We start from the raw sequence: 16,849 nt of genomic DNA, 5'->3' as shown, positions 1-16,849 counted from the left end.
TCAAGTTAATCAAACTGTGTGTTAATACCATTTGATTATGCTTTCTTTAATGTCTTCGCTATTAATAGCACAATCTTCGCCCGTTTCGTTTTTCACAGAAAATCAACGGCTCACCCAACCGCAAGAAGTTCGCACCCTGCCAGGACATCTAAATGATGTTCAAGTTTTCAACAGTAATAGTCCTGAAGTGGTTAAAAACGAAGGCATTCTTTTATCGACTTTTCCAGGAGATATCAACAAATTCCCAACGGCTCACCTCAATAAACCTTTAAGTGGACGTTTTGATGTTTTTTGTCATCATATTGCTAGGCCGACAGAAAAAGACCGTCCTCTTTATCAAGGAATAATTGTCTATAATCCCGGCAATCAGCCAGTCACCATAAAAATTTTACAAGCGGCAAGTTATCTCACTTCATCGGATGCCCCGTTTGTTGAACTGCCTTCGCAAGTGGAAGACCCACAAGGCTCTGTGTTTAGTGGTCCAGGGTCTAGGCTAATGGGAGATGTATTACGGGGGGTAAATCAACCGATTTTTCCCGAGCAAATCGTCATCCCGCCCGGACAGAGTAAAATGCTATTTAGCCTGCTGATTCCAGCCAGTAGCGCCCGCTCTACCTTTATGCGGCTCGAAAGCAGTGGAAGAGTGTATATGGCGAATCTAGCCATGTATGGAATTCCCGAATATCCTCCTACACCGCCGAATGTAGCCACGAAAAACACCAAGAAGAAATTAGACCCCACATCAGAACCCCCAGAACCGACCCCCCCACCCCCTCCACCCACCTATCGAGAACCCGCCTTAGCCGAATGGCGAAAACTACTGCTCACGGGTCAATTAGTCTCACCTCGCGATTTACCCCCAACTCCCTTAAATGATCCCACTGTGGTTAAAACCATTTATGGCCGAGTCGCAGGCATTTCCCAAGGTTCAGAATGGAGCGCAAAAATTGTCGATCAGCCCGGCAGTAATTATTTGACTATCCCCAAACCCGGACAAGCCTTTTCTTATCCTGTGAGTACCGTCAATGAAGGAACTTATGGCACTGAGCAGGTACAGAGTGCCCCCATGTTAGTCCGTTATCCGGATACGGCCTACCTAGCTCATGGAAATTATGGCGTACATTACTATTTAACCCTGCCTTTACGCAACAACACCTCAGTCGCTCAAACCGTTACCATAACGCTTCAAACACCCTTAAAACAAGATCGTTACTCAGATCGACTCTTTTTTGTGCAACATCCTCAAGGACAAGTATTTTTCCGAGGAACAGTCCGGGTGAGTTTTGTCGATAAGAGAGGACAAACTCAGTCGAGATATTTTCATCTGGTGCAGCGACAAGGACAACAAGGTGAACCTTTATTGAGTCTCAATTTACAACCCCAAGAAATGCGAGAAGTGACCGTAGATTTTATCTATCCTCCAGATGCTACGCCGCCTCAAGTTCTGACTATACGAACCTTAGACTACTTGGCTAGATAATTCAAGGTAGGGGCGGCTAACCAACAATGATTCGCGGTCCCTAAAATCCGCCTCTACTGTAGGAAATCTTTACATATAAAAAAAAAAGATTGTGCAATCATAATAAAATAATAAAAATCCTAATTAAATCGCCGAAAATATTCCACCATGCCACAAGAGCCACCGGCTTTTTTATCGGCTTTAGAACGGGCAATTGATCGCCGTCCTTTGAGAGTGACTCCTCTAACACCACTAGCAGAAGTCCTTGGCATTATGGGCAAAGCCCTAAGTAGTTGTCCGGTTCCGGGTTTGGCATTATCACTCAATACAGTGTTAATCTCTCAAGCACGAGCTAGTATCATTCTGGTGGTAGAAGAAGGACATTTACTCGGTGTTTTTGATGAAAGCGAAGCCCTCAAAGTCATTACCACCAATAGGAATTTAGAGCAAATGACCGTCGCTCAAGCCATGAAACCCCCTGTGGTGGCTTTGAGAACTGCTGAAAATCCCGATATTTTTCAGGCATTAGCCTTATTACGCCAACATCAAATCTATCATTTACCGGTCTTAGATGAACCCGAAAAACTAGCCGGAATCATCAATCCGGCAACTCTTCGAGGAGTCTTACCTCTCGACGAACTGCTAAAAATACAAACATTAGCCGAGTTAATTTCTCCTGCGGTTATTCAAGCACCGGCCAGTAGTTCTGTACTGGATATCGCTCAACTGATGGTAACTCATCAAGTGGATTGTATCATTTTGAACCAGACCCCTAGAGGGCAGATGACTCGACCTGTAGGAAGTCTTTTGCGGCGAGATATTATCAAACTTTATGAGCTAGGACTAGATTTGTCAGGAATACAGGCTCAAACGGTCATGAGCTTCCCCTTGCCCGGTTTCAGTCCAACCGAGTCAATCTTAGCCGCCTATTGGCAAATGCAGCAACAGCTAGTACAGCGCTTATTGGTCATCTCAGACCAAGGAGAACTGCTCAATATTGTCAGTCCGACTAGCTTCTTGTACGCCTTAGACCTAGACCTGATGCGTCGTAGCGTCGAACAGGTACAGCAAGTCAGTGAGGATTTTGAAGCCGAAAAAAGCCATATTGAGGAGGAGTCTCCAGTGGTTTTAGAACGCCCTCCCCTAGAAAATTCCAAAGAATTATTAGAACAACTCGAAGGCAGCCGCATCTTAGCGGCCATGTCTCTGAGAATTCGAGAATCTCTGGATTTAGAGCAGATTCTACAGACAGCCGTTAATGAAGTTTGGCAATTTTTGCAGACTGATCGCGTCATTATCTACCGTTTTCATCCCGATATGAGTGGAACTGTCGCTGTAGAGGCAGTATCCGAAGGTTGGCGGCCAGTCCTCAACAGTACCCTAAAAGATACTTGTTTTGGGCAGGAATACGCCGAAGCTTATAAACAAGGACGGACACAAGTCGTCGAGAATATCTACACGGCCGGTTTAAGCCAATGCCATATCGACATTTTAGTTCTCTACGACATTTGGGCCAGTTTGGTGGTACCGATCATGCAAAGAGACAACCTCTGGGGACTCTTATGTGCCTATCACTGTTCGGGCCCGAGATACTGGCGACCGTTTGAAGTAGATTTGCTCACTCAACTGGCTACTCATATAGCGATCGCCATTCAACAATCCGAACTTTATCAACAACTCGAATACGAACTCAACCAACGCAAACGAACCGAGGAACGCTTAAAGCAATCTCTCAAAGAAAAAGAGCTTTTACTCAAAGAAATTCATCATCGGGTGAAAAATAACCTGCAAGTTATTTCTAGTCTTTTAAGGCTTCAAAGCGATTATGTCAAAGATGAAACTATCTTAAGCTTATTAAGAGATAGTCAAAATAGAATCCGTTCAATAGCACTGATACATGAAAAACTCTATCAATCAAAAGACATCCTTAAAATTAACTTTGACGAGTATATTCGAGATTTGCTCAATCATTTGAAGCACTCTTATGCAGCCAATGCCCCTCGGGTAAAATTAACCACAAATGCTCAAGAAATTTGGTTTAACATTGAAACAGCAATTCCCTGTAGTTTGCTGATCAATGAATTAGTTTCCAATGCTTTCAAACACGCTTTTCCTATACCGAGTCAGGAGGATGAAATTCTCGTCGAGATTTCGCTAATAGATGAAAATCGCTATGAGTTAACGGTTCAAGATAATGGTATAGGTTTTCCTCTAGATTTAGATTTTCGCCATACAGAATCGTTGGGTCTAGAGTTAGCTTGTTTGTTTACCGAGCAATTAGAGGGAAGCATTGAGCTTGATCGAAACAATGGAACAATTTTCAAGGTACTATTTAGTCAGTTGGATCGGGCATCATAATTAAGGGTAAGAGAATATGGCGGGAGAAAGAATTTTAGTGGTTGAAGATGAGAGAATCGTTGCTCGTGACATTGAGAAACGATTAAAAAAATTGGGCTATATCGTGCCCTTTTCAGTGGGTTCAGGAGAAGCGGCTCTAAAAATCGTGGCAGAAGAACCCTTGGATTTAATTTTAATGGATATTGAATTAAAAGGGTTAATTGATGGCATTGAAACAGCCGAGCAAATCCGAACTAATTTTGATGTTCCCATTATTTATTTAACGGCTTATGCTGATGCGACTACCTTAGAACGGGCCAAAGCCACTGAACCCTTTGGCTATATTGTCAAACCCTTTGACGAGAGAGATTTACACGCGGCTATTGAGGTGGCCTTACGTCGCGGTTTAGCCGAGAGAGCCATTCGAGTAGCACTACAAAAAGAAAAAGAACTCAGTGAACTTAAATCTCGCTTTTGGTCTATGGTGGCTCACGAATTCCGCACCCCCATGACGACAATTTTAGGTTCTGCACAATTACTCGAAGAACTTCATCATCAGATTAGTGAAGAACGCCGACGTGAGTATTTATTTTTAATTCAACAGTCTGTGCGCTCAATGGAACAGTTATTAAATGATGTTTTATCTATTGGTCGAGTAGAAGGCGGCAGCTTAAAATTTCAACCCGCCATTCTGAATTTAGAACAATTTTGCCGAGATTTAATTGATGAAATGCAATTTAATGCCGGTCCTAACTATCAAATTATTTTTCAACAACACGGCGATTGCGAACACACTTATTTAGATAAAAAATTACTTAGACATATTTTAGTTAATCTACTTACAAATGCTATTAAATATTCTCCTGAAGGCGGTCATATATATTTGAATATTTTTTGTGATCATACAGAAATAAAATTGCAAGTTCAAGATAATGGTATTGGTATTCCCGAAGAAAATCAACATCATTTATTCGAGCCATTTCAGCGAGCCGGCAATGTGGGGAGTATTCCCGGCACAGGATTAGGTCTAACAATGGTCAAAAAGTGTTTAGATTTACATGGGGGAGAAATAGTGGTTAATAGTCAAGTGGGTGTGGGAACAACCATCACCCTTACCTTTTTCAGAAATGTTTTAAATAACTGCGAAGTCGAAAATTAAGCATTAAAATATAAATTATATAAGCCTTGATTAATTCTGAAAAAAAACTGATAAAATTTAATTAACTGGCTCACAAATTGTATGAAAATATTGGCTAAGAGGTTTCCGTGTCTGTTAAGCGGCTTTTACCATTTTGAGAAATTTTTATAACTTAATCCCTAAAACTTGGGTATGGGCCCCTCTCGCTTGAGTAACGCCGATGGTTCTTTGAGCCGCTTCTATCATAGGACGACGCAAACTCACCACAATAAACTGTGCTTGTTGAGATTGTTGTCTAATCATTTTCGATAATCTTTCTACATTGGCACCATCTAAAAACATATCCACTTCATCAAAGGCATAAAACGGGGAGGGGCGATATCTTTGCAGCGAGAAAATAAAACTTAAAGCGGTTAAAGACTTTTCTCCTCCCGACATAGAACTTAATCTTTGTACGGGTTTTCCTTTTGGATGAGCCACTAAATTTAAGCCGCCGCTAAAAGGGTCTTCCGGGTTATCTAACTGTAAATAACCATCTCCTTCTGAAAGGGTGGCAAAAATCCCTTGAAAGTTTTCATTAACGGCATCAAATGCCTCTTTAAATGCCCTAAATCTTAAGGTGGTAAAGTTTTCTACTCGCAATAATAATTCGGTTCTTTCTCCTTCTAAGGTTGCCAGTTTTCCGGATAACTCATCTAATCTTTCTTTTGTTCTTTCATATTCTTCTAAGGCTAACATATTAACGGGTTCCATCGCTTCTAAGCGTTTTTTTCCATTCTTAATTTCGCTTTGGAGTTGCTCTAAATATTGGGCTAAATTCTCCTGATTCATAATGGTTTCAGGTAATTCAGGAAGCGGCTCAGGCAGTTCTGAGCGTTGATTTTCTAACTGTTGTTCTAAACTTTCAAGAGCGGCTTTTCTTTCCTGTTGAGTTTGTAACAGTTTTTCTAGGCTCCATGAGGTTTTCTGCTGTTGAGTTTGTAAAGAACGGAGAGCGGCTTCTGTGCGGTCCCGTTCTTTTTTGGTTTCTCCGAGTTTCTCGGTAAGTTGTTGGAATAATTGCTCGGTTTCAGCAATATTTGCCTCGCTCTTGAGCAATTGTTGCTGGATTTCCGCCTTTTGCTCATCAATGGTCAACGTTTGCTGGTGAAACCCTTCTATTCGCTGTTGCGCTTCGAGGATTTTCTCTTCTAAACGTTGAGTTTTTGTTTGTAAATCTTTGGCATTTTCCTCGGCTTGGCGTACCGCTTGCTCTTGTTGTTGTAATTGGACTTCGGTGGCTTTAATTTCGGCTTGAATTTCTAACCATTGACTATGGGTTTGAGAAGCTTCTAATTCGGCTAAACGTTGTTGCTCTTGATGCAGTTGGGTTTCTAAAATAGGGATCTCTTGGGTTAATTGCTGTAACCGGCTGGTCGCTTGCTGTAATTCTTCGCGGTTTTGCCATAATTGGCGGTTTAAATCCTCTTTTTGCCCGCTTAAACGCTCAATATCTTTTTGGTGTTGTGCATATTGCAGTTGCAGTTCTCTTTCTTTTTGTTTGAATGTTGTTAATTTTTGTGACAATTCTTTGACTAATTGACTTTTTTGTGCAATCTGTTCTTCATTGCGGCTTAAGATCTGTTCAAGGTCAGCTAAGCGGTGCTTGAGGGCAGCCATTTCTGCTGATTCGGACGAGTTCACGCTGCCGAAATGAATCGAGCCGCGACTCGGTTTACTGCCGCCTGTCATGGCTCCGGTCAGTTCGAGGAGGTCTCCCTCTAAAGTGACAATGCGGTATTTTCCGAGGTAATGACGGGCATCCTCTAGGGTTTCAAAAACCATCGTGCCGCCGAACACATAACTAAAAATATTGTTGTAGCGGGGGTTACAATTAATTAAATTGACGGCCAGGTTAACAAACCCCTTGGCAAAGCGAAGGTTATAAGTATCAGGGGGTTTAGAGAATTGAATTTTATTTAAGGGTAAAAACGTCGCTCGTCCGACTCGTTTTTGTTTAAGTAAGGCGATACCGGCTGAGGCAATACTATCATCTTCTACCACCAGATAACCTAAGCGTCCGCCGGCAGCAATTTCTAAGGCGAGTTGATAGGAAGGTTCCACTTCGGCTAAATTGGCCACTAAGCCGCAGACTCCGGGCAAATCTGATTGTAAAATGACTTGAGTGGCATAGGTTCCTTGAGCTTCTTGTTGCGCCTGTTGAGTAGCTTCGAGTTTATCGAGTTCTCGTTGTTTGTCGCGTTGTTCTTTGAGGAGACGTTTTTGGGTATCTTGTTGAATAGTGCGGTCGTGTTCGGTTAGGGTTAACTGTTGAGCTAAAGTTTGGATTTCTGCTTGAATGAGGGGGAGTTGCTCACATAAGCGAGTCATTTCTGTTTCTTGACTGGTTAGTTCGCTTTCTGTGCTTTGTTGACGTTGGGTTTGTTCGTCGATGTTTTTTTCGAGTCGTTGGTAACGTTCTTGTAGTTGGGCCTGTTCGGTACGATAGGGGTTAAGGGTATCTTGTAATTGTGCGATTTGATGAGTGAGGGCCGTTTGTTCCTGCACCCATGCTTCGGAAGCGGCGGCGACTTCATGGGATTTTTGCTTGCTGGTTTCGAGGGTTTCTCGAGTTTGGTCGCGTTGAGTGATTAAATGGGGGATAATTTCGCTCAATAGATGTTGTTTTTGTTCGCCCACTTGGGTGAGGGTTTGTTGATACTGCTGGATATCTTTGCTTGTTTGTTCTAGGTGGGTTTGAGTTTCTTGTGTCGTCAGTTCTAGTTGCTGTTGTTGTTGTTGGAGTTGATGGCGTTTGGCTTTTTGGGTAGCGAGTTGGGAAGCGACAGAGAGTTGTTCTTCTTCTCCTAATGCTTTAACCTGGGTATTAAGTTGCTCTAGGGTGGTGCTAGTTTGTTCGATTTGGTGATTAAGACTGTTGAGTTGTGCTTGAAATTGAGTAACTTGTGTATCACCGGCAGCGAGTTGAGCTTGTAATGACGCTTGTTGTTGCTGTAGGAAACGCAGTTGGATGACGATTTCCCATTGTTGTTTCTGTTGAATTTCGCACTTGAGTTTGCGGTATTTTTCGGCTTTGATGCGGTCTGTCGCGAGACGCTCAAGAGAGCGCATTAATTCTTGTTCGATAATTCTACAGCGTTCTTCTCGTTCTCGGACTGATTCTAGAGTTTCTTTGGCCTTTTCAATTTTGCGGTCAAATTCAGCGACTCCGGCCAACTCATCAATTATTTCCCGTCTTTCTCGGGAGTTCATGGTAATAATGCGGGTGACATCCCCTTGTAAAACCACGTTGTAACCTTCAGGATAGATCCGAAAACGGTTTAATTGTTCGTGGAGTTCGTTAACGCTACAGGGATGATCATTGATGTAATAGGTAGATGAATAGTTGCCGCCACTGGTGACTCGTAAGCGGCGTGTAACGGTCCATTCTGTCAGGGGTTTAGGACTGTCTGAATGTCCATTATCATTATTTAACGCTTGTTGTGTGGATGAAACGACAATATCGGGTAAATCTGATAAATCAAAGGTTACAGAGACGCTGGTTTCTGTTGTCTTGCGTCCATTGGGGGTGTGATTATGATTAACTAAATCTGGTAGACGTTCTGCCCGCATTCCTTTAGAGCTTGCCAAACCGAGGCAAAATAGGAGAGCATCTAAAATATTAGATTTACCAGACCCATTGGGCCCAGAGATTACGGTAAATCCGGGTAAGAAAGGGATAGAAGTTGTACCGCCAAAGGATTTAAAGTGGGACAGTTCCACTCGCTTAATATGGACCATAGGCGAGAGTGGTTTAGGTGTGTGCGGGCGTTTGATATGGGTATTAGTCTAGCAATTTGTGACAGGTTACGGTCAGTGGGTGTTCCGTTGGGGAAAATTTTTTCTGAGTTTTCCGAAATTGTCTAGAACCTAGCTGTAGTTGATAATAACAAACTTTGAGGATAGACCCATGAGCTACGTTAACATTTTTCCCTTTAATACCGTTGCCGCTCCTGAAAAAACAGCAAATTCCGTGACTACACTCATTTATCGCGGTCAGGTTTATCAAGGTCTTGTCCAAACTCAAAAGAGAGTACAGCCTAGTAAATTTAGAAAAGTTAAGTTAATCTATCGGGGACAGACTTATCACTGTCTAGGTCCTGTAGCTACTGCGCCTCGTCCTCGTGCTATCAATTGGCGGTTTCAAGTTGCTTAATAGACACTTTTTCAAGTTTATGCTTTTATCTCCCTATATCAATGCTATGGCAGCCGCTTTTTTTATTGTTTTAACACCTCAAGATTGAGTTCTAGCTTTTCTCCTAACCAAATAGCATAATCTCGATGATCGGCAAGGTCATCGCCGGTTAATGGATGCACTAAAATTATTAATCCATTTTGATGGAGCATTAACCAAGGTATTAGTTTTCCAAATAGTTCTTTTTCAAAAGCTACTTGATAACTCCAGCGAGGATGTGGTCCGATGGGGCGATCATGCCAACGACCAAGCTTGATTTCAGTAAAATTTTGGGCCAATTTTTCCCGCAATTGTTGCGCTTTTTCTTTAGTGGAAGCGTCGTAATAGATATGAGCATGAAAACCGCTTATAGAATCTGTAGTAAGGTCTAGCATATTTTAATAGGGAAAGGCACTAGGCAACAGGTATTGATTATTAAAACTGGCCACTGACTAATCATCGGTTTCTTCTTCTAACCCTTTAGAAAGCAAACGCCAAGTTGTCGTTTTTTCTTCTTGGATCGAAAGTTTATTTAAAAGATCTCCGAGTTGTTTTTGCAGAGATTTATCTAAAGTGATGGGAAAGTGTAAATCAAGGCCTTGGCTTACCGCTAACTGGGCTAATTCAGCAAAGTCAACTTTAACGGTGGTACGGTCTGAGCCAGAAAGTTTAAAAGCAAAGTTTTCGGGTTTATTTTGCGCTTTCATGGCGTTTTTAGCTCTCTCTTTTAAATGATTAATTTCTGAATCTAAAATTTTCCATTCTGGTTCTATTTCTTGATATCTTTTGCCAATTTCAGTTAAATCATCCCGAGTAGGATCGGTATTATTTTTCTTGATTAACTCTAATAATTTTTGATGGATATGAGCCAAATATATCGGGTCCATCTTAGCATAATGTAGTTGCTGATCACTCAGGGGCCGTTGTCCCCAATCACTGCCTTGTTCTTCTTTACTCACATTTTTAAACTCGGTTAAATGTTCGGTCAAGGTTTTTAGGGTCAATGAACTAACCGGTAAAATATGATAAGGAATACTTTGAGCCAATTTCATCGTACAAGTTATATTTTGAGCTTTTTTACCGCCTAAAAATTTTAAATCATGTTGAGCATTATGAAAAACTTTGTTTATCTGTTCATTACTCATGATTTTTTCAATAAAATAATCCACCTCATCCCTTTTATTTAAAACATCAATAATAAAAGTTCTCGAACCATCTTTATCTTGTGGATAAGCTAACATCTGAATTAGAGATAGTCTGGGCTTTTGACTTTTAAAATCAGCCACCTCTGTATCTAACCAGAGAATTTTCAGGAGCGCGAATTCATCAATTAAAGCTTGGATATCATCTGGTTCAGTGAAATATAACATAAATCAATTGGCAAACCATGAGGAACAGATAAAATGAGGAGTCAAGGACAATTTTAGGTTTATCCCTGCTCTTTTTTACCGTACATTCGGATAAATCTTAACACATCTAACTTGAGCCTTAAAGATTAACTACGACTGTTGAAGGCTTTTGCTACTATAACTTTCTCCTCGTTCAACAAGCGGCAGGATTCTTTTGGCTTGCCATACTTCTAGATTATTTCAATATCTTGATTGATTATTGGATTTTTTTAATCGCCACTAATGCACTCAGCAATTAAAAAAATCAGAGAGAGAACCGACGACTGGCCGTGTTTCGTCTCGGTTCCCTGACTGGTTCGCTCCTCACACTTAGGTATAAGTATATAGAACAATTACAAATTTGTCACTATTGTTAAAAAACTTTTTTTTTCTTTACATTTCTACAAAAGCCGTTACCTTGAACTTCTCTTGCAATAGCCACCCCAACAGCAGTTGAGTTACAGCCGCTAAACCTAGTCTAGCCTGCGCTCTTACGGGCGTTTTCTGCTTCACCTCTCCCCAAATGCGGCAAGAACTTTCAAACTCCCAAAAAGCCTCACACAGTTGCATGGCTAGGGAAATGTAGTTTTTAGGAGCAACTTCCTCAATATTATCCACCAGATGAAAAAATTGACCTATAAGACGCAATTCAGGGATTTCCCCTAAGAAATTCCACCCAATCGGGTTAGGAGTCTTCCATAACCATCGAAGTTGACCTAACTCTTGAGTGTTAAACTCGATTAAGCGGTCTTTATCTCCTAAACGCAGTAAAGCACAGCAGCGAGCATGAGTATATTGAAGGGGAAAGAGATTAATTGCTTTTATCTCTTCTAAGCCAGAATCAGCCACTTTACCCGTAAAAGAAGGCAAAAAAAACTTAGGGAACCGATCTAACCAGAAAACTAGAGAATGATCGCACAAAAGACAATCAATCACTCCGTTTTCCCCTAGCTCAAGGGTAAACTCTAGATGAGGGTGTTTGGGGGTAGCATGAACAGCCATTAAATGAGTCACCAACTGTTGAGCGATGGCAGTAGTGGATAAAGATAATTGAGATGCCAGCCGCAAAGCGAGCGAACAACGATAAATAAATTTCGTCGGATGTTTTAGGCGATATAAAGGAATCTTCTTAACTGCTAATGCAGTCGTGTCAGTGGGCGAAAAAGCGGCCACAGAAGCATTTAAAAATTGCTGTTGAAGCAGCCGCCGAATTGACGGATGTTCAAGGATAACGCTCAATAGAGCCGACTGACACTCAGATATCTTTTTTGTTACCATTGATACCGGTCTTTAAAAACTCATCCTTTGCCTAGCTTAGGTTCAAGCATGACAAGATGCACTCTTATATCCCATCGTCTAACCCGTCTCATTTTAATCTAACTGGGCAGAGTATTTTTGATTGGGCTAAGTCCCATTATCGAGATCACACTTTTAACAAAGACGAACCTATTCCCACTCGTCCAGGTTTATTGTATTTTGTAGAACAGGGAGCCATTCGCATAGTTGGGTTCACGCAAACCAACGAAACCCTGCCAAAACAGTCATCTCATTCCGATTTATCGCTCTGTGAAGCAGTTTTTTTAGGATTTGTGGGAGCAGGCCTTCCTTTTGAAATTGTTTCCCAGTTTCCCATCAGCCTTAAAGCCATTGCTCATGTGGAGGCTACCTCAGTAATATGGTTGTACTGGCAAGATTTAGAACATTGGCCAGATTTAAAACAAGAAGTTTTTAACAGCTTTCGCTATCAGCATCAGCGTAAACTGTTATGGTTAAGTATGCTAGGGCAAAAGCGCACGATAGACCGTTTATTAGGCTTTCTGACCCTTTTAATTGAAGAATACGGGCAGCCCTCCGATAAAGGCTACTATTTGCCCTATACCTTAACTCATGCTCAAATTGCCAGTGCCATCGGAACCACTCGCGTAACCGTTACTCGTCTTATGGGAAGATTACGTCAAGAGGGATTAGTAAGTCTCGACGACGATCACTTAATTTATTTACCATAAAAACACGGTTCTCGCGAAAGCCTTTGTAATTTATTCAAACGATGAAGCCCGACGGATGCGAGCTTTAGCTCGATGTGTCTATTTACTTTTTTGATTTTCAATATGTAGGGTTGTCATGTATGGATGCCAACAAAACTTAATCACTGCTAACTCAGAACTAAAAGCCGTTCTAGAGTTTATTTGTTCAGAGTCCCATAAACTAACTAACTGTGGAATTTATTATGCACGTCAGTTATACTTTAAGACTCGAAAAATTATCGGTAAGTTCGATTTACAAAAAGAATATAAGACTAACAAGCATTTTCAGGTTTTATATTCTCAAGCGGCACAACAAATACTTAGAAGTGTTGCGGAATCTTTTAAATCTTTCCAAGAGTTAAACAAGAAATACAAGAAGGGAGAGTTAAAGGATAAACCAATGCTCCCAAAGTATCGCAAAAAAGGAGGTCTAGCACTTGTAACCTACCCTAAACAGGCATTGAAGTTAGTAGATAATCAAATCAGTATTCCACTAGGTAAAACAGTAAAAAGATGGTTTGGTATCGATAGTTTTTCCTTGCTAATGCCTTCTAATCTTAAGTTTGAAGATATCAAGGAATTGAGAATACTACCTCGTAACCAGTGCTTTTATGTTGAATTCGTTTATGAACATAAGCCAGTTGTCAAACATGAGGTGGACTGGGATAAGGCGTTGTCTATTGATCCAGGGATCGGAAATTGGCTGTCTTGCATAACAAATACGGGTTTGGCTTTTATCGTTGATGGGAGAAAAGTAAAAAGTCTAAATCAATGGTACAACAAAAGAATTAGCAAACTCAAAGAAGGTAAACCCCAAGGATACTGGGAGCGGCAACTAGCTCATATAACCGAAAAACGTAATAGACAAATGCGTGATGCTGTTAATAAGGCAGCTAAAATAGTCATTAACTATTGCCTTAATAATAAGATAGGAACAGTAGTTTTTGGGTGGAATCAAGGACAACGGCAAGAAGCTAAACTAGGGAAATTAACACAAACTTTTGTCCAAATTCCTACAGCTAAAGTCAAAGAAAGGATTAAACAATTATGTGAACTATATGATTTAAGATTTATTGAAACTGAGGAGAGCTATACCTCTAAGAGTTCGTTTCTCGATAATGATTTTCTACCTTCATTCGGTGAAGATAATAAACCCAAAGGGTGGAAACCAAGTGGTAAGAGAATATTTAGAGGACTCTATAAAACCAAAGCAGGCAAACTCATAAATAGTGATTTGATGGGTGCTGCCAATATCATGAAAAAAGTAGAAGTACAGTTAGGTTTAGACTTGACCAAGGCTTGTAGGGCGTTACTTTTGACTGCGCCACCCAGGTATTTAATCTGGGACTCTAAGAAGAAAAAACGCTACGCAACGTCGATTTATAAGGGGCTGTGTGGCGAGGTTGCCTCGCCACTTTATACGCCCTGTCACGTTGCGTAGCATCGGCTTAGAATCTATTCGTTTCTAACGAATAGAGAAGTCAACTCCCCCATGACTATTGACTTACCCAAAAGATACGACGCTGGTTAGGATCGACTCGAGGGCTTTGTTCTTGCATAATTTTTCGCGTTTGATTGGGATCAAAATTACGGCTAAAATCTTCCCGTAAATGCTCCACTCGTTTTTCCACTTCTTCGCGTTCCACACCAATTAAATGTAATTTGGCGAGTTGTACTTGCTGATAGGGTAAAAGTTTGGTTAAAGCGGCCATTGCCGTAACTGACAATAACACATTGACCACCAACTTAACAGAAATTTCCGCAGCCACCATTTTATAGGCGCTTTTCTGACGATGTTTGTTACGCCGCTTTTTCAGACGAGTTGTAGATGAGGCGTTCATAGGCTTCTTGGAAAAGTTTAATCAGTTTTACCACTAAAACTCAATATATAAGACAAAAACCCTCTTCAAGGGTTCCTCCTTTAATTTTTTTTTAATACTTATTGCTAACTATAGAGCATCTCTTGTCCAGAGCCGGTCAATCTATGGTTAGATAACTGCCTGGTCAAGAGATGAAAGGTCATATCCTTCTAAAGGACAAGGATTTACTTATACAGTTCCGTAGCTAAACGGAAAGCGAGTATACCAGGAAGCAGTGCAATAACAAGAGCAACTAGAACTTGAGTATCAGATATAGCCATGATTTGAATGACTCCTACACGTCTTAGATCATTTAAACAATACTTTGCGTCATCCTAGCCGCTTTGGCCCAGAGATTGTTACAAGTTGTAATAGTCTCAGATTTGCTCTAGAGCTTGCTATGATTACTATGGGATGCTGTGCGCGATTATAGCTTGAGAACTGAAGTGAGACATTTGTCAAGCTACCCTGAGATATATTTGAATTTCCTATTAATCTGAGAAGTTTGTATAAATTGTCTAAAGTTAGACACTAAAGCTTGTGCGATATAATTTTAGATTGCCCTTTAGATGCTGTTGGGGCCTGCCTGGGCAATCGGGTAATCAAAATAATACAAAGTTACCAAAGTGAGCAAAAATACTATAGCGCTGTCCCAGGCTTACACGAGTTTAGACCTCACAATGGTTATTGGAGGACGTGCTATAGCATCCATCTGGATTGCCACGTTATTTAAAAAGACTCACAAGGCAGGGGGGCTACTCGGCGGCTTGTCGTTTTTGAAGAGACCGTCGTGTGGCTTCCATACCACAGGTGCGGCATTCAGGACGAAGGCCATCTGCTGATCTACTACTTTTATAGAACTCCGAGGTCGGCTTCGTTTCTCGACAAGTACAGCATCGTTTTAATAAAGGCTCGTCCGTAAGAGAAGGCTCAGTAGTGTTTTTCTTTTGTTTACTTAAGCGACTGGCTTCATTTGCACAAGGCCGGCAATAATCATTTAAAGCGTCGGCATTAGATTTATTAGAACCAAAATCTGCTATAGATAAAACTGATTGACACCGGCTGCACCATTTAAAACCTTCTGGGATGCGCCTTGGTTTATTGGAATGAGGCATAAATTTATTAGGTGATAAAGATTTATATAAATTCTGTCTGAAGATATTTTATAGGTTTGGCTGAGACTGGTAATCGTGGTAAATGCTGAATTTGATGGGTAACCCGAAAAGGCGCGTTGTCTTTGTAGTAAAGTAATCAAGTCAAACCCTTGAGCCAAAAACGAGATTTAAGGCTTGTCGGATATAAAGACTTATAAATGACTATATGGTAGCTAATGAGCCACTACAGCGCAAATTTGGCTTGATTGGGATTATTTTAAAGTTATGTGGCGGCTAACAGTAAAGCTTTGGACTCGTTAAGTAATTTAGCAGCTATTAATTTAGACTTGGAGACATGCGCTGTTAAGGTATCATGAAAAACTTGGGTTAATTGCGATTCTAAAGATGCCCTGAAGTGGTGCTTTATTAAGGACTCAAGCATAGATTTAGCTTTAGAGGAAACTATGGCGGCTATTTCTTCGTTCTGAGATTGACCGATTGTGAGCGCAGTTTGGATAAGCTCAGATGGGCTTGCTGGTTCATCTGTTGGGGATGCTGTGTTATTTTCTTGGGGCTGATTTTCTGATGCCGGAGTTTGTTCTTTAGTGATGGGGTTAGCCTGAACATAAGAGGCAATTCTGAGCGCTAATTTTTGTCTGTCTTGGAGTTTGCGGAGGTCTAGCCGATGCTGTTTGGTAAATTCACGGATTGACTTTTGAGTGAGATTTTGTTTGACCCAGTTATAGAAAGTTAAAGCAGCGATCGCATGACTTTTTATTAACAACGCGGTGTCCGTGAGGTTGGACAAGTATTGAATCAAATCTTGAGTTTCCATAAGCTTCGATTGGTCACTGTTTGTAGAGATAGAGTGACTATTGCATTGATTGTAGTATATAAATAGCAAAATATCAGCCTGTGGGTTAACTTTCTGGGCAATTTGGTGTCAGGGAATATCTCTTGTCCCCGGTAAACTTGAGGGGTTGCATTGGTAATATGGGTAAAATAATCCTTAGAAAGTAACCATAAAATAAGGGGCCGCTTTTCCCCTTATTAAAAGACAAAGTGGCGGAAGCTATACGGTGTAAGCTTTCAGAATCGTCCCGTCTAGTGTTTTTTAACCAAAATGACTGGCACGGGACGGGTTGGGGAAATTTCCCAATTATCCAAAATTTAACCCAAAAGCTCACGGGCATGAGTAACTATGTACTATTTAAAAGTCCCTAGAGCGCACTGATGGCTGCACTGGTCATTTGAACACTATAAGTATCGCAATACAGAAGAACTATAAAATCAAAATATATCCCTAACTACCAGTCTGTCCCTATAGGTTGCTAATC

14 protein-coding genes are annotated in these 16,849 nt (G+C 41.0%); 6 read left to right on the top strand and 8 right to left on the bottom strand.

Going from position 1 to position 16,849, the window contains the following annotated elements; genetic code table 11:
* Positions 1–37: 37 nt before the first annotated feature.
* From CYAN7822_RS25295 to CYAN7822_RS25285, 3 genes are all read left to right on the top strand, one after another.
* Positions 38–1,480: a DUF3370 domain-containing protein gene (locus tag CYAN7822_RS25295; RefSeq protein ID WP_013325103.1), complete on the top strand. Its 1,443-nt coding sequence runs from the start codon at positions 38–40 to the stop codon at positions 1,478–1,480.
* A 147-nt stretch (positions 1,481–1,627) separates the two neighbouring features.
* Positions 1,628–3,817, top strand: a complete 2,190-nt coding sequence (locus CYAN7822_RS25290; protein ID WP_013325102.1) for a histidine kinase dimerization/phosphoacceptor domain -containing protein — start codon at positions 1,628–1,630, stop codon at positions 3,815–3,817.
* A gap of 16 nt (positions 3,818–3,833) precedes the next feature.
* Complete coding sequence (locus CYAN7822_RS25285) at positions 3,834–4,955, top strand: hybrid sensor histidine kinase/response regulator (RefSeq protein ID WP_013325101.1); 1,122 nt, start codon at positions 3,834–3,836, stop codon at positions 4,953–4,955.
* A 144-nt stretch (positions 4,956–5,099) separates the two neighbouring features.
* Here the strand turns inward: CYAN7822_RS25285 and smc are convergent, their stop codons facing one another.
* Complete coding sequence (gene smc / locus CYAN7822_RS25280; protein ID WP_013325100.1) at positions 5,100–8,714, bottom strand: chromosome segregation protein SMC; 3,615 nt, start codon at positions 8,712–8,714, stop codon at positions 5,100–5,102.
* Between the two features lie 169 nt (positions 8,715–8,883).
* Between smc and CYAN7822_RS25275 the strand changes: the two genes are divergently transcribed.
* Complete coding sequence (locus CYAN7822_RS25275; protein WP_013325099.1) at positions 8,884–9,129, top strand: hypothetical protein; 246 nt, start codon at positions 8,884–8,886, stop codon at positions 9,127–9,129.
* A 62-nt stretch (positions 9,130–9,191) separates the two neighbouring features.
* On the opposite strand, the gene CYAN7822_RS25270 is transcribed toward CYAN7822_RS25275, so the two are convergent.
* The 3 genes from CYAN7822_RS25270 to CYAN7822_RS25260 form a co-directional block, all read right to left on the bottom strand.
* Positions 9,192–9,542, bottom strand: coding sequence for a DOPA 4,5-dioxygenase family protein (locus CYAN7822_RS25270; protein ID WP_013325098.1), 351 nt, complete (start codon positions 9,540–9,542; stop codon positions 9,192–9,194).
* A 57-nt stretch (positions 9,543–9,599) separates the two neighbouring features.
* Positions 9,600–10,517: a ribonuclease D gene (locus tag CYAN7822_RS25265; RefSeq protein ID WP_013325097.1), complete on the bottom strand. Its 918-nt coding sequence runs from the start codon at positions 10,515–10,517 to the stop codon at positions 9,600–9,602.
* 411 nt (positions 10,518–10,928) lie between these two features.
* The gene (locus CYAN7822_RS25260; protein WP_013325096.1) at positions 10,929–11,813 is read right to left on the bottom strand and encodes an anticodon-binding protein; all 885 of its coding nucleotides are present in this window, start codon (positions 11,811–11,813) and stop codon (positions 10,929–10,931) included.
* Positions 11,814–11,869: 56 nt separating this feature from the next.
* Between CYAN7822_RS25260 and CYAN7822_RS25255 the strand changes: the two genes are divergently transcribed.
* Both CYAN7822_RS25255 and CYAN7822_RS25250 read left to right on the top strand, forming a co-directional pair.
* Entirely contained in the window at positions 11,870–12,541 is a 672-nt protein-coding gene (locus tag CYAN7822_RS25255; protein WP_013325095.1) for a Crp/Fnr family transcriptional regulator, read from the top strand.
* A 115-nt stretch (positions 12,542–12,656) separates the two neighbouring features.
* Positions 12,657–14,000 carry an RNA-guided endonuclease InsQ/TnpB family protein gene (locus CYAN7822_RS25250; protein ID WP_013325094.1) on the top strand — a complete coding sequence of 448 codons (1,344 nt, stop codon included), beginning with the start codon at positions 12,657–12,659 and terminating at the stop codon, positions 13,998–14,000.
* A gap of 55 nt (positions 14,001–14,055) precedes the next feature.
* Here the strand turns inward: CYAN7822_RS25250 and CYAN7822_RS25245 are convergent, their stop codons facing one another.
* From CYAN7822_RS25245 to CYAN7822_RS25235, 4 genes are all read right to left on the bottom strand, one after another.
* Positions 14,056–14,400 (bottom strand): slr1601 family putative cell division protein, encoded by a 345-nt coding sequence (locus CYAN7822_RS25245; protein ID WP_013325093.1) that lies wholly within the window; start codon positions 14,398–14,400, stop codon positions 14,056–14,058.
* A 203-nt stretch (positions 14,401–14,603) separates the two neighbouring features.
* The gene (gene psaM / locus CYAN7822_RS36065; RefSeq protein ID WP_013325092.1) at positions 14,604–14,699 is read right to left on the bottom strand and encodes a photosystem I reaction center subunit XII; all 96 of its coding nucleotides are present in this window, start codon (positions 14,697–14,699) and stop codon (positions 14,604–14,606) included.
* 474 nt (positions 14,700–15,173) lie between these two features.
* Complete coding sequence (locus CYAN7822_RS25240; protein ID WP_013325091.1) at positions 15,174–15,533, bottom strand: hypothetical protein; 360 nt, start codon at positions 15,531–15,533, stop codon at positions 15,174–15,176.
* 262 nt (positions 15,534–15,795) lie between these two features.
* The gene (locus CYAN7822_RS25235) at positions 15,796–16,347 is read right to left on the bottom strand and encodes a hypothetical protein (RefSeq protein ID WP_013325090.1); all 552 of its coding nucleotides are present in this window, start codon (positions 16,345–16,347) and stop codon (positions 15,796–15,798) included.
* Between the last annotated feature and the right edge of the window lie 502 nt (positions 16,348–16,849).

This window comes from Gloeothece verrucosa PCC 7822, assembly GCF_000147335.1.
Lineage (GTDB): Bacteria > Cyanobacteriota > Cyanobacteriia > Cyanobacteriales > Microcystaceae > Gloeothece > Gloeothece verrucosa.
This window is presented reverse-complemented; position numbering and strand designations above follow the sequence as displayed.

Coding starts and splice junctions, on each gene's coding strand:
- CYAN7822_RS25290 (WP_013325102.1), top strand. CDS start 1,628: ATGCCACAAGAGCCACCGGCTTTTTTATCGGCTTTAGAACGGGCAATT.
- CYAN7822_RS25260 (WP_013325096.1), bottom strand. CDS start 11,813: ATGGTAACAAAAAAGATATCTGAGTGTCAGTCGGCTCTATTGAGCGTT.
- CYAN7822_RS25255 (WP_013325095.1), top strand. CDS start 11,870: ATGCACTCTTATATCCCATCGTCTAACCCGTCTCATTTTAATCTAACT.
- CYAN7822_RS25295 (WP_013325103.1), top strand. CDS start 38: ATGCTTTCTTTAATGTCTTCGCTATTAATAGCACAATCTTCGCCCGTT.
- CYAN7822_RS25275 (WP_013325099.1), top strand. CDS start 8,884: ATGAGCTACGTTAACATTTTTCCCTTTAATACCGTTGCCGCTCCTGAA.
- psaM (WP_013325092.1), bottom strand. CDS start 14,699: ATGGCTATATCTGATACTCAAGTTCTAGTTGCTCTTGTTATTGCACTG.
- CYAN7822_RS25270 (WP_013325098.1), bottom strand. CDS start 9,542: ATGCTAGACCTTACTACAGATTCTATAAGCGGTTTTCATGCTCATATC.
- CYAN7822_RS25250 (WP_013325094.1), top strand. CDS start 12,657: ATGTATGGATGCCAACAAAACTTAATCACTGCTAACTCAGAACTAAAA.
- CYAN7822_RS25245 (WP_013325093.1), bottom strand. CDS start 14,400: ATGAACGCCTCATCTACAACTCGTCTGAAAAAGCGGCGTAACAAACAT.
- CYAN7822_RS25235 (WP_013325090.1), bottom strand. CDS start 16,347: ATGGAAACTCAAGATTTGATTCAATACTTGTCCAACCTCACGGACACC.
- smc (WP_013325100.1), bottom strand. CDS start 8,714: ATGGTCCATATTAAGCGAGTGGAACTGTCCCACTTTAAATCCTTTGGC.
- CYAN7822_RS25265 (WP_013325097.1), bottom strand. CDS start 10,517: ATGTTATATTTCACTGAACCAGATGATATCCAAGCTTTAATTGATGAA.
- CYAN7822_RS25240 (WP_013325091.1), bottom strand. CDS start 15,533: ATGCCTCATTCCAATAAACCAAGGCGCATCCCAGAAGGTTTTAAATGG.
- CYAN7822_RS25285 (WP_013325101.1), top strand. CDS start 3,834: ATGGCGGGAGAAAGAATTTTAGTGGTTGAAGATGAGAGAATCGTTGCT.